Source organism: Vibrio pomeroyi (assembly GCA_041879425.1).
GTDB classification, from domain to species: domain Bacteria; phylum Pseudomonadota; class Gammaproteobacteria; order Enterobacterales; family Vibrionaceae; genus Vibrio; species Vibrio pomeroyi_A.
Genome location: CP090855.1, coordinates 911,246 through 937,927 on the forward strand (window position 1 = coordinate 911,246; position 26,682 = coordinate 937,927).

The 26,682-nt window shown below is 44.3% G+C and carries 25 protein-coding genes; 19 read left to right on the forward strand and 6 right to left on the reverse strand.

The genetic code is table 11. The features are described from left to right. The first annotated feature begins 56 nt into the window (after nt 1–56). Nucleotides 57–2,030 (forward strand): glycogen debranching protein GlgX, encoded by a 1,974-nt coding sequence (gene glgX / locus L0992_19920; protein XGB70281.1) that lies wholly within the window; start codon nt 57–59, stop codon nt 2,028–2,030. Nucleotides 2,031–2,118: 88 nt separating this feature from the next. On the opposite strand, the gene tnpA is transcribed toward glgX, so the two are convergent. Next, a complete protein-coding gene (gene tnpA / locus L0992_19925; protein ID XGB70393.1) occupies nt 2,119–2,556 on the reverse strand; it encodes an IS200/IS605 family transposase in 438 nt (145 codons plus the stop codon). A gap of 349 nt (nt 2,557–2,905) precedes the next feature. Between tnpA and L0992_19930 the strand changes: the two genes are divergently transcribed. Beyond that, nucleotides 2,906–4,648, forward strand: a complete 1,743-nt coding sequence (locus L0992_19930; GenBank protein ID XGB70282.1) for a diguanylate cyclase — start codon at nt 2,906–2,908, stop codon at nt 4,646–4,648. Between the two features lie 149 nt (nt 4,649–4,797). Beyond that, complete coding sequence (locus L0992_19935; GenBank protein ID XGB70283.1) at nt 4,798–5,520, forward strand: tRNA (adenine(22)-N(1))-methyltransferase TrmK; 723 nt, start codon at nt 4,798–4,800, stop codon at nt 5,518–5,520. 120 nt (nt 5,521–5,640) lie between these two features. Here the strand turns inward: L0992_19935 and L0992_19940 are convergent, their stop codons facing one another. Further along, entirely contained in the window at nt 5,641–6,576 is a 936-nt protein-coding gene (locus L0992_19940) for an acyltransferase (GenBank protein ID XGB70284.1), read from the reverse strand. A gap of 338 nt (nt 6,577–6,914) precedes the next feature. On the opposite strand from L0992_19940, the gene L0992_19945 reads away from it, so the two are divergent. The 3 genes from L0992_19945 to L0992_19955 all read left to right on the forward strand — a co-directional run bounded on the left by L0992_19945 (nt 6,915) and on the right by L0992_19955 (nt 9,331). After that, the gene (locus L0992_19945; protein XGB70285.1) at nt 6,915–7,715 is read left to right on the forward strand and encodes a ferredoxin--NADP reductase; all 801 of its coding nucleotides are present in this window, start codon (nt 6,915–6,917) and stop codon (nt 7,713–7,715) included. A 62-nt stretch (nt 7,716–7,777) separates the two neighbouring features. Continuing rightward, nucleotides 7,778–8,110, forward strand: a complete 333-nt coding sequence (locus L0992_19950; GenBank protein XGB70286.1) for a DUF1971 domain-containing protein — start codon at nt 7,778–7,780, stop codon at nt 8,108–8,110. Between the two features lie 225 nt (nt 8,111–8,335). Further along, nucleotides 8,336–9,331, forward strand: coding sequence for a 2-hydroxyacid dehydrogenase (locus L0992_19955; GenBank protein XGB70287.1), 996 nt, complete (start codon nt 8,336–8,338; stop codon nt 9,329–9,331). Nucleotides 9,332–9,431: 100 nt separating this feature from the next. Here the strand turns inward: L0992_19955 and L0992_19960 are convergent, their stop codons facing one another. The 4 genes from L0992_19960 to L0992_19975 form a co-directional block, all read right to left on the reverse strand. Beyond that, nucleotides 9,432–10,304: a patatin family protein gene (locus tag L0992_19960; GenBank protein ID XGB70288.1), complete on the reverse strand. Its 873-nt coding sequence runs from the start codon at nt 10,302–10,304 to the stop codon at nt 9,432–9,434. 398 nt (nt 10,305–10,702) lie between these two features. Next, nucleotides 10,703–11,716, reverse strand: a complete 1,014-nt coding sequence (locus L0992_19965) for an IS110 family transposase (GenBank protein ID XGB70289.1) — start codon at nt 11,714–11,716, stop codon at nt 10,703–10,705. Nucleotides 11,717–11,840: 124 nt separating this feature from the next. Then, a complete protein-coding gene (locus L0992_19970; protein XGB70290.1) occupies nt 11,841–13,292 on the reverse strand; it encodes a catalase in 1,452 nt (483 codons plus the stop codon). A gap of 287 nt (nt 13,293–13,579) precedes the next feature. Then, nucleotides 13,580–14,752: a glycerate kinase gene (locus tag L0992_19975; GenBank protein XGB70291.1), complete on the reverse strand. Its 1,173-nt coding sequence runs from the start codon at nt 14,750–14,752 to the stop codon at nt 13,580–13,582. A 426-nt stretch (nt 14,753–15,178) separates the two neighbouring features. Here L0992_19975 and yiaK point away from each other — a divergent pair, with 426 nt between their 5' ends. The 13 genes from yiaK (at nt 15,179) to L0992_20040 (ending at nt 26,522) form a co-directional block, all read left to right on the forward strand. Further along, on the forward strand, nt 15,179–16,180 hold the full coding sequence (gene yiaK / locus L0992_19980; protein XGB70292.1) for a 3-dehydro-L-gulonate 2-dehydrogenase: 1,002 nt from the start codon (nt 15,179–15,181) through the stop codon (nt 16,178–16,180). Between the two features lie 24 nt (nt 16,181–16,204). Further along, complete coding sequence (locus tag L0992_19985) at nt 16,205–16,693, forward strand: TRAP transporter small permease (GenBank protein ID XGB70293.1); 489 nt, start codon at nt 16,205–16,207, stop codon at nt 16,691–16,693. Beyond that, complete coding sequence (locus tag L0992_19990; GenBank protein XGB70294.1) at nt 16,693–17,973, forward strand: TRAP transporter large permease subunit; 1,281 nt, start codon at nt 16,693–16,695, stop codon at nt 17,971–17,973. Before L0992_19985 ends, L0992_19990 begins: the two co-directional genes overlap by 1 nt. 21 nt (nt 17,974–17,994) lie before the next feature. Then, nucleotides 17,995–18,969, forward strand: a complete 975-nt coding sequence (locus tag L0992_19995; GenBank protein XGB70295.1) for a DctP family TRAP transporter solute-binding subunit — start codon at nt 17,995–17,997, stop codon at nt 18,967–18,969. A 94-nt stretch (nt 18,970–19,063) separates the two neighbouring features. Beyond that, nucleotides 19,064–19,774, forward strand: a complete 711-nt coding sequence (locus L0992_20000; protein ID XGB70296.1) for an L-ribulose-5-phosphate 4-epimerase — start codon at nt 19,064–19,066, stop codon at nt 19,772–19,774. Between the two features lie 10 nt (nt 19,775–19,784). Next, on the forward strand, nt 19,785–20,627 hold the full coding sequence (locus tag L0992_20005) for a Cof-type HAD-IIB family hydrolase (GenBank protein ID XGB70297.1): 843 nt from the start codon (nt 19,785–19,787) through the stop codon (nt 20,625–20,627). 8 nt (nt 20,628–20,635) lie between these two features. Beyond that, the gene (locus L0992_20010; GenBank protein ID XGB70298.1) at nt 20,636–21,124 is read left to right on the forward strand and encodes a YhcH/YjgK/YiaL family protein; all 489 of its coding nucleotides are present in this window, start codon (nt 20,636–20,638) and stop codon (nt 21,122–21,124) included. After that, nucleotides 21,124–22,617, forward strand: coding sequence for a carbohydrate kinase (locus tag L0992_20015; protein XGB70299.1), 1,494 nt, complete (start codon nt 21,124–21,126; stop codon nt 22,615–22,617). The genes L0992_20010 and L0992_20015 overlap by 1 nt, the downstream gene beginning before the upstream one ends. Continuing rightward, on the forward strand, nt 22,610–23,254 hold the full coding sequence (locus L0992_20020) for a 3-keto-L-gulonate-6-phosphate decarboxylase UlaD (GenBank protein XGB70300.1): 645 nt from the start codon (nt 22,610–22,612) through the stop codon (nt 23,252–23,254). The genes L0992_20015 and L0992_20020 overlap by 8 nt, the downstream gene beginning before the upstream one ends. 7 nt (nt 23,255–23,261) lie before the next feature. Continuing rightward, nucleotides 23,262–24,020 carry an IclR family transcriptional regulator gene (locus L0992_20025; protein XGB70301.1) on the forward strand — a complete coding sequence of 253 codons (759 nt, stop codon included), beginning with the start codon at nt 23,262–23,264 and terminating at the stop codon, nt 24,018–24,020. Nucleotides 24,021–24,029: 9 nt separating this feature from the next. Beyond that, nucleotides 24,030–24,899, forward strand: a complete 870-nt coding sequence (locus L0992_20030) for an L-ribulose-5-phosphate 3-epimerase (protein ID XGB70302.1) — start codon at nt 24,030–24,032, stop codon at nt 24,897–24,899. Between the two features lie 10 nt (nt 24,900–24,909). Further along, nucleotides 24,910–25,233, forward strand: coding sequence for a hypothetical protein (locus L0992_20035; GenBank protein ID XGB70303.1), 324 nt, complete (start codon nt 24,910–24,912; stop codon nt 25,231–25,233). 89 nt (nt 25,234–25,322) lie between these two features. Then, the gene (locus L0992_20040; protein ID XGB70304.1) at nt 25,323–26,522 is read left to right on the forward strand and encodes an MFS transporter; all 1,200 of its coding nucleotides are present in this window, start codon (nt 25,323–25,325) and stop codon (nt 26,520–26,522) included. Nucleotides 26,523–26,682 lie beyond the last annotated feature (160 nt).

Sequence of the window (26,682 nt, forward strand, 5' to 3'; positions counted from 1 at the left end):
ACAAAGCTTTTTACTTATAGTTCACTGATGTTGATAAACGAACAAGAAATCAAGCAATGACTAGAACGCTCGCTCGCCCTTATCCGCTAGGCGCAACGCTAGGTAACACTGGCTGCAACTTCTCAATTTATTCTCCTGACTGTAAATCTCTCTCTCTCGCTCTTTTTGATGAGAACGATGAATTCACTACTTATAAATTGGAAAATGAATACGCTGATATCAGATATGTATTTATTGACGGTATTAAAGCAGGACAAAAATACGGTTTCATTGCAGAAACAGACAATGGCCCTATCCTGCTTTCAGACCCGTACGCGAAAGCAATAAGCGAACCGCTCGATTACGTTACGCCCTATAGCAATGAGAAAAGCTTTGCGATGGCAAAATGTGTCGTTGTCGATGACACCTTCGATTGGCAAGACGTGGAAAAGCCGCGAATTAGCCGTGAAGAGACCGTTCTATTTGAAACCCATGTAAAAGGCTTATCTCAACTTCATCCAGAAGTAGAGACCAACACTAAAGGCCGTTACTTGGGATTAGTCAGCCCTGAAATGCTAGCGTTCTACAAACAGCAAAACATCAACTCTCTACAACTTTTACCTATTGCGGCATGTATGCACGAACCTCATCTATTGGATATGGGGAAAGTGAACTATTGGGGATACAACCCATATTTGTTCATGGTGCCTGACCCTCGCTATGCAGAGAAAGACGCGGTTACTGAGCTTAAGACTGCGATTCGTGAGCTCCACCGCAATGGTATCGAAGTCATTCTCGACGTTGTCTACAACCACACCGCTGAAGGTGGTGAGGGCGGTACAACCTTCAACCTAAAAGCGTTAGATAGCCGCTACTACATCAAACATGGTTGTCATTACGCGAACTTCACAGGTTGTGGTAATACGGTCGACCTCACCCATCAGCCTGCACTTAACTTAGTCATGGATACGCTACGTTACTGGGTAAGTGAGTTCCAAGTCGACGGCTTCCGTTTTGATTTGGCCGCGACACTGGGGCGCGAAGGTGACAACTACAACCCTGAGGCTGCTTTCTTTAAAGCCGTTGCTCAAGATCCGGTACTCAAAGAAACCAAGTTAATCGCAGAACCGTGGGATATTGGCCCTAATGGTTATCAAGTAGGTAATTTCCCGCTAGGTTGGAACGAGTGTAACGACAAGCTTAGAGATATCACTCGTAGCTTCTGGCGTGGTGATCAAGGCTACTTGAAAGAGTTCGCAACTCGCTTGATGGGTTCACGTGACATCTACAGCGCTGCGCACTGGCCGTACAAACTAACCGTCAACTACATCACTTACCATGACGGCTTCACCATGCAAGATCTTGTTTCGTACAAGCACAAGCACAACGAAGAAAATGGTGAGAACAACCGCGATGGACACGGCGACAACCGCTCAGAAAACTACGGTGTAGAGGGCGAGACCGAAAACCTATTGGTTATCGCAACGCGTGAAAAGCAGAAGCGTAACTTCATGGCGAGCCTGCTGTTTGCTTTTGGTATTCCGCATATCCTGACAGCAGACGTGTTATCCCATACTCAAAAGGGCAACAACAACGCTTACTGCCAAGATGGGGAAACAAGTTGGCTTAACTGGGAAGATTCTGAACGCAAGACGTATTTCAAGACTTGGCTATCGGAAATGATATCTGCTCGTCAGCAATACATGGTGCCATTTATTAAGGCATTCAGTGGCGAAAAACGTAACTCTAACCGCATCTTCTGGAGCCGTGTCGATGGCACACTCATGGAACATGATGATTGGAACCGTTTAAGCTCGGTGGCACTGCACTTGGGAATTGGCAAGGACGGTGACGAGTTGATTTACTTGATCAACCAGACTAACGCACCTGCACGCTTTTCGTTACCTAAGGATCGCGATCAAAACTGGGTGACCATTTGTGATACCAACCTGAGAAATGTAAAACCAGGTCATGCTGAAGGTGAAATGCTGTTATCGCCAACTTCGATGGCTATTTTGCATTATTCGCCAGCTAAGACTGAGTCAATCTAAGTTAAAAGCTAAGCCAGCTCAAAAAAATATCCGCCTTCTTAGAAGGCGGTTTTGCTTTATAACCCCCTAAAAGGGGGCGTCCGCGCTATCAGTTCTTCAATAACTGTAATTGTTGTTCATACTCTATGTCCTGCTTATATTGGTGTCGTACATATCGCCGAATGACTTCTTCATTCACACCGACCGTATCTACAAAATACCCTCTAGCCCAAAAGTGATTTCCCCATAATTTCTTACGTATATGTGGGAATCTATTGAAAAGTCGAATTGCTGTTCGGCCTTTTAAAACTCCTAACAAACTCGATACTGATAACTTGGGAGGAATAATGACAACAAGATGAACATGATCTGGTTGAACGTTTAATTCTAAAACTTCGCAGTCTTTCATATTGCACAAAATATAGATTGAACGATAAAGCTCCTTTCCTACCTTATCTTTCAAAATCTTATATCTGTACTTTGGAGTCCAAACTATATGGTATTTGCAACGCCAATAGACATGTGATGAACTTCTGTAATCGCCCATGTGGTTGTTTCCTCTTACTTGTGGTGAATAAGAGGTTACTTCTAACATGGGCACTTCTTCAGGCTATAGCCTCAAGGAACAATCACCACCGCCCTAGGCGGTGGTTTTGAGGAGCCAATAAAACATCAAAAACCATAAAAGCCAGTTATATTTGTAACTGGCTTTTTTGTTAGCTGAATATCACAAAAATCATTCATTTATATGGAATCATTTGCATTGCTGTGATTAAGAAAACTGTTTAGTATGGCCGTACTATAAAAATGAATCTATTACGTCTTTGGATATCATGGCTTTACCTAAAACACTTATTCGGCTTTTCAAACCATACATACTCTTATTAACCGGAGGAATGCTTTACCTAGCAGCAGCTCAATTAGAAAAAGTCGAGACTGCAGCAACCAACCAATCATCATCAAATATCCGTATTGCTAGCTCCACTATTCGCTCTAACATCGAAGCGGTATTTGGCAAGCTTTACTTCCTAGAAACCAGCCTAGGCTTACCTCAAGCCACCAGCTTTGATGACAAGAAATTCCGCGAACTCAGCGATAACATTCTAAAAAGAACGCCTAACTTCTCCGATATCATTCGATACCAACCTCAATCTCAAAACTACATTTCCACTCGAGGTTTGCCTCTATCAAATGAACAGATATCAGCAATTCAATGGCATTCAATAGACAGTGTTGTTGAAGATTTCTATATCTCTTCCGTTTACCAAAAGGCAGATGGTCGTTGGGTATTCGCCGTTAAGCACACAGCCGAAAGGTTGAACGAGGAAATATGGATTGAGTTTGATCTTCTACACACCACGCAAGGCTTGAGAGATTTAAAGACCCTTAACCATGGTTATGTGTTCGTAGTGGATAGAGCAACAGAGCGATTGGTTTTCCACCCTGATCCGAAACGTATCGGCTCTAAATCCATCAGCTATCATGCAGGAATCAGCCATCAACTCTCACTCGGTGAAACCGTCGGTAAACACGAATATTACTATCAAGATAACTTCAAAATCTCGGTATTTGACGCCGATAACAGCTTAAACTGGGTATTCATCGCAGGCACTGATCGCCATGACATCCTCACCAGTTCGCACCAATTTACGTTAACGGGTGTGGTGCTTGGCTCATTGCTTCTGTTATGGATTGGCGCCAACTATCTGGCTTACCGTTTAAACGTCTCTTTGTCTCGACTGAATAAAGTGGAAGATCTTGCTAGCTTTAAGCGTAAATTGAAATCCATCTTAGATAGCTTTACCTATCATAAAGGCATCCAATTCTGTCTGTATCAGCCTGAGAGCCACTCATTCAGTACCATCGATTACCACGGAAACAAGTCAACGGTGTATTGTGATGATGCCTTAGCGGAGCGCTTTGCTCCGAACACCATGGCTTACAGAAGTGGAAAGTACGCCGACCCACTGGCGCGAAAACTCAAAATACACCAACGTCATTACTGCATTCCTTTGTACTCTCGTAAACAATTGATCGCGGTGATCTATCTAAACGCCAACTTACCGATCAGCCAGAGCATTCTAAGGATGATCAGAGATTACACCGAAGTCTCGTTATCTAATTTGCTACTTCAACATCAATTGAGCAGTAAAGACCTGATGACACAGTTAGACAACAAAAGCAGCTTCAACATTGCGGTCGAGAATTACGTAAACAAGCCCGACACTTATGTAGCTCTGCTTGATATCGATAACTTTGACCATGTAAACCGAGCTTACGGTGAAGCGGTTGGTGACAAGATGATCAAGCTAACAGCAGAAGCGCTGCGTTCTTACTTTCCTAAGCCAAAAGGACTTTGCCTAGCTCGCATTGGAGGTAAAGAGTTTGCCGTCTTGTTCAAAGCGAATGATGCCAAAGATGCTAAATTCCAACTGGATCAATGCCGACTTGGTGTTGCGGAGAAAACCATTGTGACTCCAGACATCACATTGTCGTTGGGTGTCAGTATCGGCTTCTCGTACATAGAAGGCGAACGCGATTCTGCTTTGGCACTCGCGGAACAAGCCAAACTGATTGCGCAGCAGCTTGGTAAAAATCGAGTGGAAGGTCATATCAGAGCTGTCGCTAAAGCATCATAGACACGAGCTAATACACTCGTATCACAATTGGAACGATACCGATAACAACAAAGCACCTAGGATTCATACCCTAGGTGCTTTTGTTTTTATGGAAAGTCATTACAATGCGCGTTCGATAAAACAATACCCTTTCTAACGACACGAGCCTTATGAAGCTAAGTAACCGACTGCAAACTCTCCATTCCCTTGTCAGCAATGACTACCAACATATTTGGGACTGTTGCTGTGATCACGGCTTCTTGGGTGTTCAATTGTTGTCAGATAACAAAGCCCCTCAGATTCACTTTGTCGATATTGTCCTGTCTCTGATGAATGAACTGGAAGGCAAGCTAACGCGTTACTTTCCCCAAGATAATTCAGAGCAACAAGCGGTTACCAGCCAATGGCAAGTCTACTGCTTAGATGTCGCAACGATTCCATTGGAAAAGTACACTGGGAGACACTTGGTTATCATAGCGGGTGTGGGTGGCGATCTAACTCAGAAACTAGTCGATGATATTCACCGTCAACATCCAGACAAAGCGATCGATTTCTTGCTGTGCCCTGTGCATCAACAATTCGAACTAAGAAGTCATTTAAAGGCGCTTAAATTTGGCCTTATTGATGAAGTGTTGATTGAAGAGAACCGCCGCTACTACGAAATTTTATTGGTCAGCAATAACCAAGGTAAAGCTGAAAAGAACCGAGCTGTTAGTGAGATTTCAAACGTGGGTGACAAGATCTGGACACCGAGTTGTGATGAGAAAATGAAGGTATCTCAGCAGTACAAAGCCAAAACACTGCAGCACTACTTACGTATTCATCAAGGCCAAGAGAAGCAAGGTAAGCCTAGTGAAGTTAAACACATCATCGATGCGTACCAAGCCATTTAGCAGTAGTAAGCACTAACTCTATCGCTTACCTCTAGTAACCCTAATTCAATAAAAAAGCCGATAGTTCAATGAGCTATCGGCTTTTTTTAATGTTGTCGCTTTGAATTGAGCTTACTGCTCTTATTTCTTATGAGCCGCATCAGGCTGCTCAATCGTTTCAACCTCAGAGGGCGTATCTACCCCGTAAACCGTATCAAGATAAGCATCTTTCTCTTTCCACGTATTGTTCAACCAACTGTGGAAGCGACGTTTAAACGCTTTATCTTCAAAGTAATTACCGTTTACGTTCTCGTCCATCGTGTGCAATTTAATACGCACCACCACCTTGGTCATTTTGCCTTTCAGCATATCTTCAAACGGAGAGACTTGGTTTTCAGGGTAAGCCAAAGTGACATCCACGATACCATCTAAGATTGGACCCATTGCAGATAGAGCAAACGCCACACCGCCAGTTTTTGGCTTCAATAGGTGTCGGTAAGGGGTTTTCACTGTCGCCAGTTTGTCGTGGTTGGCACGCGTTCCTTCCACAAAGTTAACCAATGTTGTCGGCGCTAGCTTGAACTTAGTACACGCTTTGTTGATTGCATCGAAATCATCATTACGACGCTCTGGGTTGCGTAGCAAAAACTCGCGTGAGTGACGTCGCATGAACGGCATATCTAAGCCCCAGCAAGCCAAGCCAACAAAAGGTACGTACAGCAGTTCGTGCTTAAGGAAGAACTTGGTCATCGGCATCTTGTCTTTCAAGATAGAAGACAAAATTACAATATCCGCCCAGCTCAGGTGGTTCGACATCATCAAATACCACTGTTTGGTCGAGATATCTTCCCCGCCTTCCACTTGCCACTCGATGTCATTATTCACATTTAACATCCAAAGATTGAGCGAAGCCCAACACCAGAATGTGAAGTTAGCTAAACGAGTACACGACTTTTGTACAACAGAGATTGGCAGAATCAGTTTGATGAGGCCAAAGAAGCTCACGGTAAACGCAGTCATTGCGGTATTGATGGTCACGAACAACACATTCAAGGCCATACGAAGATTATCAAGCATAAAACAAGGCTATATTGAGATCGAAAGTCGCCATTATACGCATCTACAAATTATTCTCTTTAGTTATTAGTGCAATACTTCAGGGGTCAAACCACTCTGCAGACTTTGCTAAAGCTCGGCTCTAGATCCCCTACAACAACGTCCACGCAAACAATAAATACACACACAAGTCATTTGAACTCATTTGTAGAGGTGTCTTTTTGACACAAAAACAATTAATTTCAACCCTCAAGCTAGTATTGATAAGCATTCTCATTATTGGCATGCTACATGCAACTCCAAAGTGTAAATAGTTGAGTATCCTTAATGAGATAACTTCTCTTCTTAAAGGTGATGATATGACAGATATTCCTCATGGTTTGGTAACCGGAAAAGTCCTACACAAGACAGAATGGACAGATCAATTGTTCTCACTCCAAGTCAGTGCTCCTGTCTCCCCCTATCAGGCGGGTCAGTTTACTAAGCTCGGTTTGCTCAATAGTGAGGATGAGTTCGTGAGACGTGCTTATTCCATGGTGAATGCGCCGGAACATGAGCAAGGTCATCAGCATCTAGAGTTTTTGATTATTAAGGATCAAAACGGTCAGCTCTCTCCTCAGCTTCATAAATTGAAGGTAGGCGATGACATCTTTGTCGGCAAAGACCCAAGCGGCTTCATGACATTGGATGAGATCCCAGAGATCGCCGACGATCTATGGATGCTTTCAACCGGAACCGCGGTTGGCCCATTTATCTCAATACTCGAAAGCATGCAGATACAACAGAATGAGTTGGCTTCAGACAAAGCCTCTTCATTCAAAAATCTGGTTTTGGTACATGCCGTAAGAACAGAACGAGACCTGACTTATCGAGACCGTATCACTCAACTCGTCGATCACTTTCAAGGGAAACTTAAATATGTGCCAATTATTTCTAGAGAATCAGTCACCGGAACTTTGCGCGGACGAATCCCAAGCTTGTTACTTGGAGGCGACCTTGAGCAAGCCGCGTCTGTCGCTTTCAATCAAACCCGCAGTTTCTTCTACCTTTGCGGCAATCCGCAAATGGTTCGTGACACAAGTGAAGCGCTAACCAGCTTAGGTTTCGAAAAGCACTTACGTAGAAAGCCTGGTCAATTCAGTAGTGAGAACTATTGGTAAAGGTTGATCACCTACGACATAGAAGTACCCATTTCAAAGAACAGTCAGAGAAGAGGTTTTATATGAGTCATTTACGTATCCCGTCACACTGGAAAATCCAACGTTCAACACCGTTTTTCACCAAAGACAACATCCCAGCAGCACTCCTCAACCATCACAATACGGCAGAAGGTGTATTCGGCCAGAGCTGCGTAATGGAAGGCACTGTCACCTTCTATGGTTTTGCTGATGCAGAAGCAACAGAACCAGAAAATGTTATCACGATTGAAGCCGGACAATTTGCCACTAGTCCACCTCAATATTGGCATCGAGTGGAATTGAGTGACGACGCACAATTCAACATTAACTTCTGGTCAGAGAAAGAGACCAAGAAGATGTTCAACACTCGAAAGTAAGATCCATTCGATATTGATGAACTTATAAGCAAGCTACTTCGTACTGTGATTTTTAGTGTTCAATAAGTAAAGATAAAAGACCAAATAACCATAGTAATTACAATGACTAATGGTGATAGACAAGAGAAAAAAACTCTAGCACACTGAACAGAGTTATTAGTTTTAGCCCGGTTTTAGATTAATAAAACAGACGGGTTATTTATATTTTAGGTAAGAGAGGAAGCCATGCTCAACATTGCTTTTTTTAGCTCAAAATCATACGACGAAAAATCATTCAACCTAGCGAAAGGCGAACTCAACGCTGAGTTTCATTTCCATGATTTTCGCCTCACTATAACCACAGCGAAAATGGCGCACGACAACGAAGTGGTGTGTGCATTTGTAAACGACGACCTATCGCGAGACGTGCTAGAAATTCTTGCACAAGGCGGCACAAAGCTGATTGCAATGCGTTGTGCAGGCTTTGATAAAGTCGACCTAGACGCCGCCAAAGAGTTTGGCCTGCAAGTGGTTCGCGTTCCTGCTTATTCACCAGAATCGGTAGCAGAGCACACAGTCGGCATGATGATGTGTTTGAACCGTAAACTGCACAAGGCATACCAGCGCACTCGTGATGCGAACTTCTCCCTTGAAGGCTTGGTAGGCTTTAACTTCCACGGTAAAACCGTTGGTGTGATTGGTTCAGGTAAGATTGGTCTAGCGACAATGCGCATTCTGAAAGGTTTGGGCATGAACATCCTATGTTACGACCCGTATCCAAACCCATTAGCCGTTGAACTAGGTGCTAAATACGTGGAACTGGATGAGCTTTATCAAGAGTCTGATGTGATTTCTCTACACTGTCCGATGAGCAAAGAGAACTACCATCTGTTGGATGCGACTGCATTTGAGAAAATGAAAGATGGCGTGATGATCGTCAATACCAGCCGCGGTGAGCTGTTAGATTCAACCGCTGCAATCGAAGCGCTGAAACAGAGTAAGATCGGTGCGCTTGGACTTGATGTTTACGACAACGAGAAAGAGCTGTTCTTCCAAGACAAGTCTAACGATGTGATTGTCGATGACGTATTCCGTCGTCTATCTGCTTGTCACAACGTGCTGTTCACAGGTCACCAAGCTTTCTTGACCAAAGATGCTCTGTTCAACATTGCCAATACAACGCTAACCAGCGTTGACGCTTTCTTTGCAGGCAACACCAGCGGCAACGAACTTGTTCAATAACGAACTGAGTTAAAAACAAACTAGCTCTACAAATACAAAGCCACGCTATTCCTAAGTGAGCAGCGTGGCTTTTTGGTTTATGCCAATATAGAAAACAGAATTAGATGCAGAAGTGGCAATCCTCGATGTCTAATCCGTAAGTACCTTTTCGAATCGCCAGATGCTCTTTCCCTGCCTTCACACCCATCTCATAACCTGTATCCAAGATGCTTTGATCCATAGTCAGTCGCTTAACCGCGAACGTTTCCGGTGGGGCAATCACCTTGATGGTCGCATCTTTTGGCGGATTACGAATGAACTCCAAAGATTGGTTGTAGTTTTCAGCACGTACCGCCATCGACTCCGCAATGTTTGGGAATTTCTTTAACAGTTTTTTCAGCATCCACTGATACTTCTGCGGCTTCATTCGGTAGCTAAGTGGGTGAGAAAGAATCACGGTAATATCGCGCGCACCACGGCGGTATGCTTCACGAACCGGAATCGAATCCGCGACACCACCATCGGTATAACAGCCACCAGAGAAGCACGGTGTTTCACGGTAAGCGATAGGTAAAGCCGTTGTTGCTTCAACAACGTTAGAAAGGTTTTCTGGCTTGATGTGATAGTAGTCTGCACTGCCTGTATCCACATTCGTCACAGCGGCAATCAATGGGATACTTGAAAACATCTCACCACAGTCAAGCGGGTAGCGTTGGTTTGATTCATTCCACAACCACTTCACATCTACCAAGTTACCACCCTTGGCAAAACGAGCAGGGTTGAAGAAGGTTTTATCGGTCGCCATAGTGGTGATCACGTTGTAGCTGCGTTTGGGCGCTTGAGATAAGTAACCAACCAAATTGGACACGCCCGCAGATACGCCAATGGCAAAATCATAAGGACGGAAATCGTCTTCCATAAAGGCGTCCAACACTCCGGCTGCGAAGATGCCTCTCATTGCCCCACCTTCAACGATTAATGCGCTTTTACTCATCTCAAACTCTACTACTTTATAAACTGATAGCCGTAGGATAATCCCGTCCATCTTATAAAGATAATGGGATAGATTTATCAATTCGATAGGCAAAAGCTATTAACATTGAATAAAACCATTTTTCAATGATTTAGGGTGATTTGATGAGCCGCGAGATCAAAAATGTATGGTCCGCCCCGTTATTGCAACTACAATTAAGTAATAACGGAGTTGGTTTGCGCTAATGTATTCGGAGTCCTTGTTGGGAGCACTAGCTTCCCAGCTCCACGATGATATCCGCGCCAGATTATCCTTAAAAAGCCCAAAGCATTAATTGCTATTTTTTGTGTCAGGTTCTTAATCTGGCCGATTGACCGTTTTTGTCATCACGTTCATTGGCGTTGCAAACTTGGTTATAGCTAAACAGCCTTAAAAGCTTGGCGGTGGTATAACACCGCCCAAGCTATCCTCACTAGCTTGTTGGCTAATGCGACTACCACTACATTAAATGGTTTGGTGGCTCGTAGATTCACAAGCCACTCTCCAAACACTTTCCCTGTCGTCTCTAGTCTAGAGAGTACAGCCCTTGCCCCATGGATAAACAGAGTTCTGAGGTGTTTATTCCCTCGTTTACTCATACCAAGTAGCTTGGTCTTTCCTCCCGTTGAGAATTGCCTTGGCACAAGCCCCAACCAAGCCGCCATCTCACGGCCATTGGTAAAGTTACTCGGAGAGCTTACATCGGCAATACACAATGTGGAGGTAAGATCACCAATTCCAGGGATAGTTTTTAATAATTGAGCACTTTCGTTATTATTAACAATAGTTTGAAGCTTGTTATCTTGAGTTTTGATTTGTTCATTAAGGTACTTGTAATGTTCGTGAATAGATATCAATTCACATAGCAAGCTTTTTGGTAATGAGACGGTTTGTTCTGCTAACCATTGAAACAGAGACTTCATCTTTGCATGCCCTTTGGGAAAGCTAAGGCCGAACTCAAGTAAGATCGCGCCGATCCGCGACATAGTGGCGGTTCTCTCCTTGATATAACTATCTCTGACTCGATGAATCGCTGCGATGACTTGAGCCTCTTCACTTTTTACAGCTACAAACCTCATGGTCGGTCGACCCGCAGCCTCTGCGATCGCTGAAGCATCGATGAAATCGTTTTTATTGCCTTTGACATAAGGTTTAACATACTGAGGAGGAATAAGTCGGGGTTGATGTCCAAACTCACTACACTTTCGAGCAAGCCAATGAGCACCGCCACAAGCTTCGAAAGCAATGGTTGTTGGTTCTATTTTACTAAGAAAGATTAAGAGTTGAGTGCGATTAAATTTACGACGCAGCACCTCCACGCCACAACGGTTATGTGCGATAGCATGGAAGCAATGTTTACCTAGGTCGATACCTAAAATATGAATAGAAGACATATGGTTCACCTCATTCTGAGAGCCTACTCTAAGCTTAAGGGCTTGAGAGTGAGGCGGACCATATAATTAAGGCCATTGAGTGATTCACTCAACGGCCTTTCATTTAACTAATCAAGTTTGTTGATTACGACTTAAATTCGCTTACATCGATTTCAAGCAGTTTACCAATGCCTTCACCGTATGCTGGGTCGGCTTTGTAACAGTGTCTTAGGTGACGCAGTTGAATCTCTTTAGGCACGCCGCCTAGGTTACGAGCTGTGTTATCAAACAGAATCGCTTGTTTTTCTGGTGTCATCAGACGGAATAGGTCACCCGGTTGTGAGAAGTAATCTTCATCTTCGCGGTGATCCCAGTGCGCTGCCGCACCATCCAAGTTCAATGCTGGTTCTGCAAAGTCTGGTTGCTCTGCCCATTGGCCTTCGTTGTTTGGCTCATAGCCTAGTGTGCTACCAAAGTTACCATCAACACGCATCGCACCATCACGGTGGTAGCTGTGTACAGGGCAACGAGGTGCGTTCACTGGGATATGCTGATGGTTAACACCCAAACGGTAGCGCTGCGCATCACCGTAAGCAAACAGGCGACCTTGCAGCATCTTGTCTGGTGAGAAGCTGATACCGGGAACCACGTTTGCAGGGTTGAATGCAGACTGTTCAACTTCAGCGAAGAAGTTTTGTGGGTTACGGTTCAGTTCAAACTCACCCACTTCAATCAATGGGTAATCTGCGTGTGGCCAGATCTTAGTTAGATCGAATGGGTTGTATGGTACTTTCGCCGCGTCCGCTTCTGGCATCACTTGTACTTTCAGTGTCCATTTAGGGAAGTCTTGGTTATCGATGCTGTCTAGCAAATCACGTTGGTGACTTTCGCGGTCATCGCCGATCACTTGTGCCGCTTCAGCATCAGACAAGTTCTTAATACCTTGCTGAGATTTGAAGTGGAACTTAACCCAGAAACGTTCGTTATCTGCGTTAATAAAGCTGAATGTATGGCTACCAAAACCATGCATATGGCGGTAAGTCGCAGGGATACCACGATCACTCATCACAATGGTGATTTGGTGAAGCGCTTCAGGTAGAGAGGTCCAGAAATCCCAGTTGTTCTTCGCGCTGCGCATGTTAGTGCGCGGGTCGCGTTTCACGGCATGGTTTAGATCTGGGAATTTAAGAGGGTCACGTAAGAAGAACACGGGCGTGTTGTTACCCACCATGTCCCAGTTACCTTCTTCGGTATAGAACTTCAATGCAAAACCACGAATATCACGCTCTGCATCAGCCGCGCCACGCTCGCCCGCTACTGTCGTAAAACGTGCAAACAAGTCGGTTTTTTTACCCACTTCAGAGAACAGTTTTGCCTTGGTGTACTTTGTGATGTCGTGTGTAACGGTAAATGTGCCATAAGCACCTGAGCCTTTCGCGTGCATACGACGCTCTGGAATCACTTCGCGGTCAAAGTGGGCCAATTTCTCCAAAAACCAAACATCTTGAAGAAGTTGTGGGCCACGTTTGCCCGCAGTTTGAACATTCTGGTTATGAGCAACAGGACAACCCGCAGCTGTAGTTAGTTTTTTACTCATCATCAATTCCTTATTACCATTTAGGTACAGCATCTTTGCTGCACCTCACTTCTGTATGGTGGTTATTCATCACACAAAACCACGCAGCAATTAAGGATATAGAATAAGCCTGACTCAAAGTAAAATATAATCGTTTGTAATTATCGTTATCATGGATAAAACCTATCGAATTAATGATCTAAATCATAATCATTCAATATTGATAATAATATTTAGAATATAATAATCATGAACTTACATGACTTCATGAACTAGTTCTAAGGTTCTCCATTTCTCATCATAACTCACTAATTTTGCGATATTTTGTGACCTAACCGTAAAGTCGCAGCGATATTTCTTGCCGTTCTCGTTAAGTTAAGCTCCGCCTCTTGTAATACTTTTTCTAAAGTTTGTGGCGATCTTACCGTTCCGAACAAGCTGCTCATTTCACCGTAAAGCGCTTCGACTTCAGTGCCTAATGACCCGGCAATCCCTATAGTCGGAATACCTTGCAAGCTCGCTCGTTTAGCAATGCCATAAGGTGTTTTACCTTGCAGGGTTTGGTTGTCCATTTGGCCTTCACCGGTAATCACGAGGTCTGCGCCCTTTAATACTTCATCGGCTTGTAGAACATCGAGCACCATCTCAATGCCGGGTTTAATCTGCATATTGAATAGCAAACCTAGCCCCATCGGTGTACCACCAGCCGCGCCATAACCAGTGCGCTTGTGAACAGGTTCATCGCCACTCACACAACCTTGCACTTCAGCGACTTGAGCAAAGTTCGCAAGCGCTTTATCCAGAGTCACAACTTGTTCTGGGCTTGCGCCTTTCTGTGGGCCGAATATATGGCTGGCACCGTTTTCACCACTCAGCGGATTATCGACATCGCACGCCACAATCAACTCGATATCAGCACAGCGTGAATCTAGATCGGTAAGATCAATAGATGCTAACTCCGCTAGCGCAGCACCACCTCGGCTAAGCTCTTGCCCTGTATTATCTAACAGTGTTCCACCTAACGCTTGAACGATACCCGCTCCACCATCGTTGGTCGCACTGCCGCCTAATCCAAGGATGATGGTTTGAGCGCCCTGTTCTATCGCTTCTAATATAAGTTGCCCTGTACCGAAAGAAGAAGTAACCAAAGGCTCTCGTTGGGCTGGAGTCAGTAAATCCAATCCAGATGAGGCAGCAATTTCAATCAGTGCGGTTTTGTTTGGATTACGCGCTGACGGTTCAAGCATCGCCCATTCTGCATTTACAAGTTCACCCAGCGGCCCTTCTACTTGGTGGGTTCGCTTCTGCCCCACTAAACCTTGCAGCAACACATCGACAGTACCTTCACCGCCATCGGCTAAAGGCAAGGTCACATAGTCAGCGTCAGGGAAGATTTCACGAAAGCCCTTTTCAATACACGCCGCCACCGATACCGCCGATAAAGATTCTTTAAACGAGTCTGGTGCAATAACAATTTTCATAGAAGTTGGCTCCAAAACTTAACGAGATCTACCAAGAAATAATTCCAAAACAACAAAACCACTATATAGAAGACAGCTCAACTGTGTGTATTTCGCTCTCTGAATTTGACCACTCCCTCAGATTTCAGCGCCACTATTTTATATTCAGTAAAGTTACTGTTTGCTCGAATTCCATAATTTGACAAATTTATTCCCGCGAAATTATCGAATTTCATTCGATTTAGTCTTAGAAACCAGATCCTGAACACGCTTTTTGTTTCGCATTGCGGAATTATAAAATCTTTTTGTCCCGTTTTTTAACCGCTTAACACTTATTAGAGAAAAACTTAATAAGGAAATATTTCGCAACTTTGCTCACAGAATGTTTTCGGAATAAAAACAATAATTCATTCCGCATTATGGAATTTAACTTATCGGAGAGCACTGATGCCTTTAGTATCTACAGAAAAACTACAACAAGAATATGAACGAATCCTTTTAGCTCGCGACATGAAACCAGAGATGGCAACCAAGCTTGCAGCGGGTTTTGTTGAAATGGCAAACGAAGGCACTTACTCACATGGCATCAACCGTTTTCCGGTATTCATTGACCAAGTAGACAAAGGCCAAATCAAATTAAATTCTGAACCAGAATGCGTTAATAGCATGGGTGCATTAGAGCAGTGGGATTGCAACTACGGACCTGGCGTACTTAATGGTCTTATCTGTGCAGAACGAGCAATGGAATTAGCGCGTGACTACGGTATTGGCATGGTCGGCATGCGTAATTCGAACCACTGGATGCGCGGCGGAGCTTACGTATTAAAAATGGCTCGTGAAGGTTTCGCAGGGATTGCATCAACAAACTCAATCGCAGTAATGCCAGCATGGGGTGGTAAAGATCACCGTGTTGGTTCGAACCCTCTAATCATGGCAGTAGCTGGCGATCCACCTGTTGTTGTTGACTGCTCAATGACTCAATTCTCTTACGGCCAACTTCAAAATTTCGTCCTTGCTGACAAAGAACTGCCTGTCGTGGGTGGCTTCGATGACAACGGTGAACTAACCAAAGACCCACATGTACTTTGGGAGAACAAACGTCTACTTCCAATGGGCTTTTGGAAAGGTTCATCAATGGCAATCGTGCTAGACATGATGCTAACAGCTATTACTGGCGGCCACTCAGTACCCGCACTAACTGAAGATATGGGCGGTGAGTTTGGTGTATCTCAATTCCTTATCGCTATCGACCTAAGCAAGACAATGGACGAAAGCACTTACGCACAAGAGATGAAGCGCATTCGTGACTACGTACTTGAATCAGAGCCTGCAGAAACGGGCTCAGTGATGATTGCTGGTTCTGAAATTGAAAACTTCATCAAGAAACACGAAGCAGCTGGCGGCATTGAAATCAACGATGGAATTTGGGAACAGATTACATCTCTGTAATTAGCCAAAGGTAGGGAAAGCTTTATGCAAAGTGTATTTAAGAGTATTTGGAAAAGTATCGATGTCATCATGGCGGTCATTCTGACTTGTATGATTGTACTGGTATTTACAAACGTAGTTTTACGCTACGGCTTTTCTTCTGGTCTTCGTCCCTCTGTAGAACTATCTCGCCTTGGTCTTGTATGGATTGTCATGCTCGGTGCAGCCGTTGTGCTGCGCCGAGGTGAACACCTCGCGGTTTCGGAATTTTCTGAACGACTATTCCCTAAAGCAGTACCCGTACTAAGACGTATTTGTTGGGTAATTGTATTGATATCAGTCGGCATGCTGTACGTCGGTTCATACCGTCAAATGATGTCTAACTGGTCAGATATTTCTCAACTAACAGGGCTTCCTTCAGCGTTATTTTACTTAGCTGGCGTGGTGTCAGGCGTGTTAATGGGTGTGATTGCCTTTGTGCGAATCTTCAAACCAGACTGGCAGCTAGATAGCTTAGAAGAGGAGAAAGAATAATGACGTTAGCCATTTTCTTATCGGTATTGATTGTCTCAATCTTACTTGGTCTTCCTGTCGCATTTGCACTGTTGTTATCTTCAATGGCGTTGATGCTTCATATGGACTTCTTTAGTGCAGACATTCTTGCGCAGTCTTTAATTAATGGTGTCGACAGCTTCACTCTGCTTGCCATCCCATTCTTCCTTATTGCAGGTGAAGTAATGGCATCGGGAGGTTTGTCACAGCGTATTGTTCGACTAGCGACTACGTATGTCGGTCACCGCCAAGGTGGTTTGGGTTACGTAGCCATCATGACTTCGGTATTACTTGCAGGCCTTTCAGGCTCAGCGGTAGCAGATGCCGCAGCCTTGGTAAGTATTCTTTACCCAATGATGAAAGCAGCCAAATACCCAGAAGCACCTTCAATGGGTCTATTGGCATCCGGCGGTATCATCGCACCTGTTATTCCACCTTCAATCCCTCTGATTTTGGTTGGTGTTGCTGGCGGTATCTCAATTAAAAACCTATTCCTAGGCGGCATTGTTCCAGGCCTGTTGATGGGTATGACATTGATGTTTGTTTGGCGTTGGACGGTTCGTAAAGAAAATCTAGCGACATCAGAAAAAGCGACAAAAGCAGAAAAGCGCGCAGCACTGAAAGATGGTGTTTGGGCTTTGATGCTGCCAGTCATCATTATTGTTGGTATTCGCTTTGGTATTTTCACGCCAACAGAAGCGGCAGTCGTTGCAGCGGCATACGCAATCTTTATCTCTACGTTTGTGTACAAAGAACTCACCATTAAGAAGTTCTATCACATCGTACTGAACGCAGGTCGTTCGACCGCAATGGTAATGTTCTTAGTAGGTTGTGCAATGGTTGCAGCTTGGCTAATTACTGTTGCTCAACTTCCTCAACAACTCGCAGAAATGTTAGGTCCACTAGTGGATAGCCCTCGTCTACTCATGGCAGTGATTATGTTGCTTGTGCTGTGTGTTGGCATGGTTATGGACTTAAGCCCAACAATTCTGATTCTTGTACCTCTATTAATGCCTGTCATCAAGATGGCTGGGATTGACCCAACGTACTTCGGACTGTTGTTCGTTATTAACTGTTCAATTGGTCTGATTACGCCTCCTGTAGGCACCGTACTGAACGTAGTGTGTGGTGTAGCTAGAGTTCCTATGTCTACGGCTGTGAAAGGTGTATTGCCATTCATCGCTGCGTACATGGCTCTGCTCACACTGTTTGTCATCTTCCCAAGCATTATCACTGTGCCAATGTCGTTTGTCATTGGTTAATCCTCGACGGAGAAAATAATAATGAAAACCCTACTAAAACTTACGTTACTTGCTTCAACGATTGCATTGAGCTCAAACGCGCTTGCAACAACTACTCTAAAACTGGCGCACGCTGCACCAGAGTCAGATTTGCAACAAGACCTATCTTTGTTCTTTAAGAAAGAAGTAGAAGCTCGTTCAAACGGCGAAATCAAAGTAAACGTATACCCACAAGGTCAACTTGGCAGTGATAAGCAGATGATCGACGGTTCACGCGCTGGCATCGTTGATTTAGCGATGGTTGGCCTAAACAACTACAACGGTCTAATGCCTGAATCAGCAGCATTCACCCTGCCATTCATGTTTCCAGATCGTCAAACAGCATACAAAGTACTAGACGGCGAGCCGGGTAAAGAAGTGCTAGCGAACTTCGAGAAATTCGGTCTTAAAGGTCTTGGTTTCCCAGAAAACGGTTACCGCAACATGACCAATAACGAGAAACCGATTCGTCTACCTTCAGATGTCAAAGGCCTACAGATGCGTGTTAACGGCTCAAAAGCACTAAATGACATGTTCAATGAGCTAGGAGCGAACCCTCAGCAACTTCCAGTATCTGAACTTTATACTGCACTTGAAACAGGCGTTGTTGACTCTCAAGACCACCCAATTTCTGTAACGCTGTCTTTCAAGTTTGATGAAGTACAAAAGTACCTAAGCCTTACACAGCACGCTTACTCACCACTGGTTCTTACTATGAACCTACGTAAGTTCGACAAGCTAACTGAAGAAGAGCAAAAAATCATCGAAGAGGTTTCCGCTGAAGCCGTGGCAATGCAGCGTGAGCTAAGCATCCAGAAAGAAGACAAGATGATTGCTCAACTAGAAGCAAACGGTATGCAAGTAAACCGTGATGTTGATGGTGCGGCTTTCCAACAGGCGATTCAGCCTGTATGGAGCGCTTACATCGAGAAAAATGGCGATGTCATGATCAACAAGATCAAGCTAGCTACTAAGTAACGCGATTGAGTGCGATTGCCTAGCGCGTTTTTGGTTAAGAATTTAGCTAGGCAATCAACTCGTACTTCAACTCAATACAACATAGGCAAATACCATGTCTCAAGAACCAAACACGTATCAAGAATTAAAAGAGCGAGTGTTCGCAGCAAACTTACAGCTTCCTAAATATGGCTTAGTTACTTTCACATGGGGCAATGTCTCTGAGATCGACCGCGAACGCGGCGTTATTGCCATCAAACCATCTGGTGTGGAATACGATGTAATGACGGCAGACGACATTGTGGTGCTGGATTTAGAAGGCAACCGTATTGAAGGCAAGTTAAACCCTTCAAGTGACACAGCAACCCACGTTGAGCTTTACAAAGCCTTCCCAAACATTGGCGGCATTGTTCATACGCACTCTCGCAACGCCACTATTTGGGCACAAGCAGGCCGAGATATTCCAGCGTTGGGAACAACACACGCCGATTACTTCTACGGCGATGTCCCTTGTACTCGATTACTCACTAAATCTGAAATTGAGTCTGAGTACGAGAAAAATACAGGCTTGGTGATCATTGAAGAATTCAACCAACGTGATATCGACCCACAAGCAATGCCAGGCGTGATCATCGCAGGCCATGCGCCATTCACATGGGGCAAAGATGGTTCAGACGCAGTGCACAACGCGGTAGTAATGGAAGAGATTGCAGCTATGGCAACAGCCACTCGCTCAATCAGCCCAGAAGTCGCTATTCAACCAGAACTGCTCGATAAGCACTACAACCGTAAACACGGTAAGAACTCATACTACGGACAGAAGTAAGGTTTCACACATGGATCAGCTGTTTACGCATCAGTCGTCTAAGTACAAGCTATTGGCACTCGATCTCGATGGTACCGCTCTTAATTCAGAGCACACGATTAGCCAAGAGTTAGTCGAGACGATCAGACAGATCGCTCAGCACACTCATGTCGTTATCGTTACCGGACGCCACCATGTTGCGGCGAAACCTTATTACGACCAGCTTGGCTTATCGACCCCAATAATTTGTTGCAACGGCACGTACATCTTTGATTACCAGAACGATACGGTCATTCAAGAAAACGCCATAGACAAGGCCATCGCAGCCGAATTTATTACGCTTTCTCAAGCACATAACTTGAAGATGGTGATGTACGTTCGTGATGCCATGCTCTATTCAAGAGCTCGTCCAATTGAATACATGGAAGCGCTGTTGACGTGGTCTCAAACCTTTCCGGAAAGCCAACGCCCCAATATTCAAAAGGTCGACGATTTCCAGCAAGAAGCTCAAAGCTCTGACTATGTGTGGAAATTTGTTGTGGAAGGCGAAGTAAACACGTTTGCCGAGATTCCTTTCGTAAAAGAGAACTTCAATGGCGAACGGTCTTGGATTGACCGGGTCGATTTCGCCGCAACGGGAAACAGCAAAGGTAATGCGTTGACTCGTTACATCGAACCTCTAGGTATCAATCTAGACGAGTGCATCGCCGTAGGAGACAACCATAACGATATCTCAATGCTTAAGGCCGTTGGTCTCGGCATAGCCATGCACAATGCCGACGACACCGTTAAAAACACCGCAGACCTTGTCACAGACAAAAATAACGATGACAAGACAGGGCTCGCAGAGCTTTTAAGCCGCTTATTTAAATAGAGAATTTTATGCTAGTCGGAAATACTCAACCTTCTAAATTTACCCGAAGCTACCCAATCGCTGTTCAAAATGTGCTTGAGCATATCAACAGCCTAGATACAGATGCTCTAGCTATTGGACGCCACACCTTACCTGGTTTTGATGCAGACCAAGCTTGGTTCGTTGTACTGGAATATAAAAAAGAGCCACTCGCATGCTTTAAACCAGAAGTACACAAGCACTACTCAGATCTGCAAATTGTACTTAAAGGTTCAGAGATCATGGCTTGGTCTAAAGACACTGGTGACCACAAGCTCGCAGAACCTTACAACGAACAGAGAGATCTGCAGTTTTATGAGTTCGAAGGTGTTGAACTGAACTTTATTCATGCCAAACCGCAGCAGTTCTATCTCTTCACACCCGATACCGTTCATATCACCAACATTGAAAATGACGACAGCTCGATTATTAGAAAGTTGGTAGTAAAAATTCACAATGACTTACTGGAAGCCAAATAATGAATTACTACATTGGAATTGATTCTGGCGGCACTTTTATGAAAGCCGCGTTGTTTAACGCAAAAGGTGAGCAACAAGGCCTTGCTCGCGTATCGGCGAGCGTCATTAACGAGAAGCAAGGCTGGGTAGAACGCGATCTTGATGCTTTATGGGGGAACGCGGTCGACGTCATTACACAGCTTCTAGATACCACAAAAGTCGATCCATTAGACATCAAAGGCTTAAGCATTTCAGCCCAAGGCAAAGGCGTTTACCTACTTGATAAAAAGGGACAAAACCTTGGTCATGGCATTATGTCTTCAGACTCGCGTTCGCTGCCCATTGTTAAAGAGTGGCTAAAACAAGGTAAAGCACAAGAGATCTACCCAACCACACTGCAAACACTTTGGACAGGTCACCCGGTTTCTATCATTCGCTGGATCAAAGACCACGATGCAGAGCGCTATAACAACATTGGCGCAGTGATGATGTCTCACGACTATCTTCGCTATCGTTTAACGGGCGAAGTGGCCGCGGAACTGACCAATATTTCAGAAAGTAACTTTTTCAACTCGATCACTGGTGAGTATGACAAAGCCCTTCTAAAAACATTTGGTATCGAAGAAATTTGGGATGCGCTCCCTCCGGTAGTGAAACCTCAGCAACAAGCAGGGAAAATCACAGCAGCAGTATCAAAAGAGACAGGCCTTGCACTTGGAACACCTGTGTTTGGCGGGTTGTTTGATGTGGTATCAACCGCGATCTGTTCTGGAATCAACTCTTCTGAAGACACTCTGAATTACGTAATGGGCACTTGGGCGGTCACGTCTGGCATCTCAAAGCAAGTGACTCAAGAAGCGCACAACTTTGTCTATGGCCACTATGCGGTCGATGGTGAATACATCATTCATGAAGCGAGCCCTACCTCTGCGGGCAATTACGAATGGTTCGCCGATTACCTTGGTGACAATGGTCAACTCGACCACCAGCAAAACCAAGCATTAGTTGAAGCATTAGACACGGCATCAAGCAGCCTCTATTTCGTGCCATTTCTTTACGGTTCTAACCAAGGTCTCGGCTTGAAGTCAGGCTTCTACGGGCTGCAATCGCACCATACAAAAGGTCACCTGATTCAAGCGATTTGGGAAGGTATTTTGTTCTGTCACAACATACATCTTGAACGTATGCGCCAGCGTTTTCCGAAAGCAAACGTATTGAAAGTGACCGGCGGCCCTGCGTCTAGTCCTGTATGGATGCAAATGCTGGCTGACCTAACCGGTATGACGGTTGAAATATCAGACGTTGATGAAACTGGCTCATTAGGCGCAGCCATGATGGCGATGGTGGGAGCAGGCGAATTCACATCACTAGAAGAATGCACGCAAGCCATTACCAATTCTGCATCACGTGTCGAACCAAACCCTGAACACTATGACCTATACCAAACAAAATATAAGCACTATCAAAGACTGGTGCAGTTGTTCAAACAATTTGAGGATGAAATGAATGTCTAAGCCCTTATTACAAATGGCACTTGATGCCACTGATATCGACACTGCATTAGCCTCAATAGAGCATGTTGCAGATAAGTTAGATGTGATTGAAATCGGGACGATTTTAGCCTTCGCCCACGGCGTAGATAGCATAAGAATCCTACGAGAAAAATACCCAAGCCACATCATTGTGTGTGATATGAAAATCACCGATGCCAGCGCTATTTTAACGCGTCTAGCAATGGAAGCGGGTGCCAACTGGGTAACCGTAAGTGCAGCGGCTCATATCGAAACAATACGCTCAGCCAAAAAAGTGACGGACGAATTTGGTGGCGAAGTACAAATTGAGCTCTATGGACACTGGACTCTAGACGACGCAAGAGCATGGGTCGACATGGGTATTAAACAAGCAATTTATCACCGCTCACGTGATGCCGAGCTCGCAGGTGTGAGCTGGACCGAAGAAGATTTGATAAAAATGCAGAAATTATCGGATATTGGAATTGAACTATCCATAACTGGTGGTATTGTGCCAGACGATCTGCATTTGTTTAAGAATCTGTCTGCAAAGTCATTTATTGCTGGTCGTGCATTAGCCGGTAGCAATGGCCGTGACATCGCAGAAAACTTCCATACTGAAATAGGTAAACACTGGTAGCACATATATGAGTGAGCAAATTAAATCGTTGTCTAAAGCACTGACCGTATTGGAATTCCTTGGGAACTACCCGAATGGCGTTTCTCTACAAAAAGTGTCTGAAGGGACAGGCTTCAACAAGTCTTCTGTCCACCGTATTTTAGCGACGTTTGAAGCCTCTGGTTATGTTGCTCAAATGTGTTCAGGTAAAGAATATCGCTTAACAATGAAGTTGGTTCAGCTAGGACATGCTGCTATCAACTCTGATGTCACTGGCACGGTTAAGCCATACTTATCTGAACTGCTCGACGATGTGAATGAAACGGTTAACTTTCTCTCTTTTGATGCTGACAACATCATTTTTAAAGACAAGTTCGAACCTGTTAACTCTGCCTTTAGAACTCGAACCTACATAGGGCTGCATTCACCAATGTACTGCTCTGCTGCAGGTAAATGTTACCTCGCATTCAGCTCAGAGAGCGTTCGAGAAACCTACTGGCAACGCAATGTCAGCACTATGAAACCGTTAACTGAGAATACGATTCTCGATAAGTCTCAGTTTTTTGATGTTCTCGATAAAATCAAAGCGCGCGGTTATGCGCTCGATGATGAAGAGAACGAAGCGGGTATCTCTTGTGTTGCTGTCCCTATTTTTGACAAGAACAAATCTCCTGTATACGCGGTAAGTGTCTCGTCGCTTACGCCCAAAATGAAAGCACTCGGCTACGAAGAAATTGCTAGCAGAATTCAAGACATTACAACGCGTATAGAACAACAACTCTTTTAAGGAAAAAGAATGTTTGATTCTAAAAACAAATTCAGATTAGGTATTTACGAAAAAGCGATGCCAACTTCCCTTACTTGGGAAGAGCGCCTGATTCACGCGAAAGAAGCGGGCTTCGATTTTGTAGAAATTTCTGTCGATGAGACCGATGAGCGACGTGCTCGTTTAGATTGGTCTGATGAAGAAATTTACGAGCTTCGTCGCCTTTGTGAAAAGCACCAAATGCCTTTCCAATCGATGTGTTTAAGCGCGCATCGTAAATTCCCGTTTGGCTCTATGGACGAAGCTATTCGCACGGAATCGCTGATCATCATGGAGAAGGCGATTTCATTAGCATACAAACTGGGTATTCGTTGCATTCAAATGGCGGGCTACGACGTGTATTACGAGCCGCAATCGGCTGAAACTCACGCTCGCTTTATTGAAGGCATGCAACAAGCCACCAAAATGGCGGAGCGTGCAGGCATCATGTTAGGTGTGGAGATCATGGACACACCGTACCTTAACTCTCTGAGCAAGTTTGAAGTACTTAAGCGTGAAATCCCATCACCTTACTTCATGGCTTACCCAGACGTAGGTAATATTTCTGGTTGGAACTACGACGTGTGTACCGAGCTAAAATTGAGCCGCGATCACCTAGTACAAGTTCACCTTAAAGACACGCTACGAGTTTCAGAAACCTGTAAAGGTCAGTTCCGAGATCTGGTTATTGGTGAAGGCCAAGTCGACTTCCCTGCTATTTTCAAAATACTCGCTGAAATTGATTACAGCGCACCATTAGTGATTGAAATGTGGGCTCAAAATGACAACTGGTTAGACGATATCAAACAAGCAAAAGCAACGTTGAAATCTATCGCTAACCAATCTGGCTTTGAACTGTAAGGAAACGACCATGACAATTTTTCGCACCGCTTTTTTCGAAGCTGATTTAACTGAAGATCAAAAACAAGACTTCTACCAATACATGGAAAACGAAGTCGCGCCTATTATTCGCACATTTCCGAATAACCAAGGGTTAACGCTGAATAAGCCTGAAGCGATTGAAGCTGAAAGCCATAAGAACCTGCTGCTTATGATGCAACACAGTTACGAGAACGAGTCAGCAATGGCTGCTGCTTTAGATTCTGAGCAACGAATCAAAAGTATGCATGCGACCAAAGTGATTATTGAGAAATACAACATTCATGTTCATCACATCAATTTTGTACGTGATTAACGGCTGAATAGGCAATACACCGTAAAGTCTCAATCGAAAAGCAGAAGATCATCTTCTGCTTTTTTTATCGCTATTGATAAGGAATCACTATGAAAGTATTCCCGTTAAAAGATGCCCCACTGGTCTTACTGTCTTTGATCTTTTTTATCTGGGGACTCATTACCGTTTCAAGTAACTCCCTCATTCCCTATTACAAAGAAGCTTTCTCTCTCGATTATAAAATGGCAATGCTCTTTCCCATGGCCTTTTTTATTACGCGAATAACAGTGTCGCTTCCAACGTCCTTTGTGATGGCGAAAGTGGGTTATAGAAGTACATTGAAGTTCTGCTTGATGTGGTGCCTTTTCGGCTGCCTAGCCATGGCATATTTGGTCCGAGGAGAACAACTGATTTCAACCCTGCTTGGTATCTTGTTGATGGCTTCAGGAGTATCGGCCATTCAAGTTGTGAGTTCACCTTACGTATCACTACTCTCGACACCCGATAAGAGCGTTATACGTCAAAGTGTGGCGACAGCTTCGAACTCGGTTGGCACTGTGCTTGGCCCGTTGGTACTTACCGCTGTGATCCTCGTAGCGACAAGTTTTAACGTTGACAACACCGCTCATCAAGTTTCGTATCTGTTCTTACTCATCGCCCTGTTCTTCTTCGGCTTGCTGATATTTTTTAGCAAAATGACGCTCCCAGATATCAAACCAAAGCAGATGACAGGCTTTTGGCGAGGGTTAACGCTTTTAATTAAAAATCAGCAGTTTATGAAGTTAGCGTTGGTACTCTTGCTGTACATAGGTGTCGAGGTCAGTTTTGGAACCTTTACTATTACGTACCTTGCCGATCAGCAATATGGCGGTCTTGGTTTGGTATCCGCTACACAGATCATCGCTCTTTATTGGGTATTCATGTTTGTTGGCAGAGTACTGTTCGCAAAGTTCGGCAATACAGTAAACAAACATTATCTATTCTCACTGTCTTGCGTAATTGCAGCTTTGATTAGTGCCATTGCGATGTATCAAAATCATGTTTGGATAGGCTATTTAATGCTTTTCATCGGGCTATGCAATTCAGCTCTCTACCCTATTATTTACGCACAAGCGCTACATGCGTCCAGTAAGCAAAGCTCACAAGGGGCAGCGATTCTAATCATGTGTTCAATTGGAGGGGTTATTTTGCCATTCGGACAGGCGAGCTTGATTGATGGGATATCGCTGAGCACGAGTTATATTGCGCCTACACTTGCGTATCTATTGATGGTGGTTTTGTATTGGTCGAGCTTGAAACATCGTATTTGAACCATCGGTTTAGATACGTCGCTTGGTTTGAAGAAGTAAAGAAGTTTAGGGGTTATCGATAGCGAGAAATTCGGCCTGATTGGCCTAGAAGTGAAAAAATACAGAGAATGGATGTAATGCTTCTGATGTTAGTTTGTGTCAGTGAGTGGCTAATCACCAC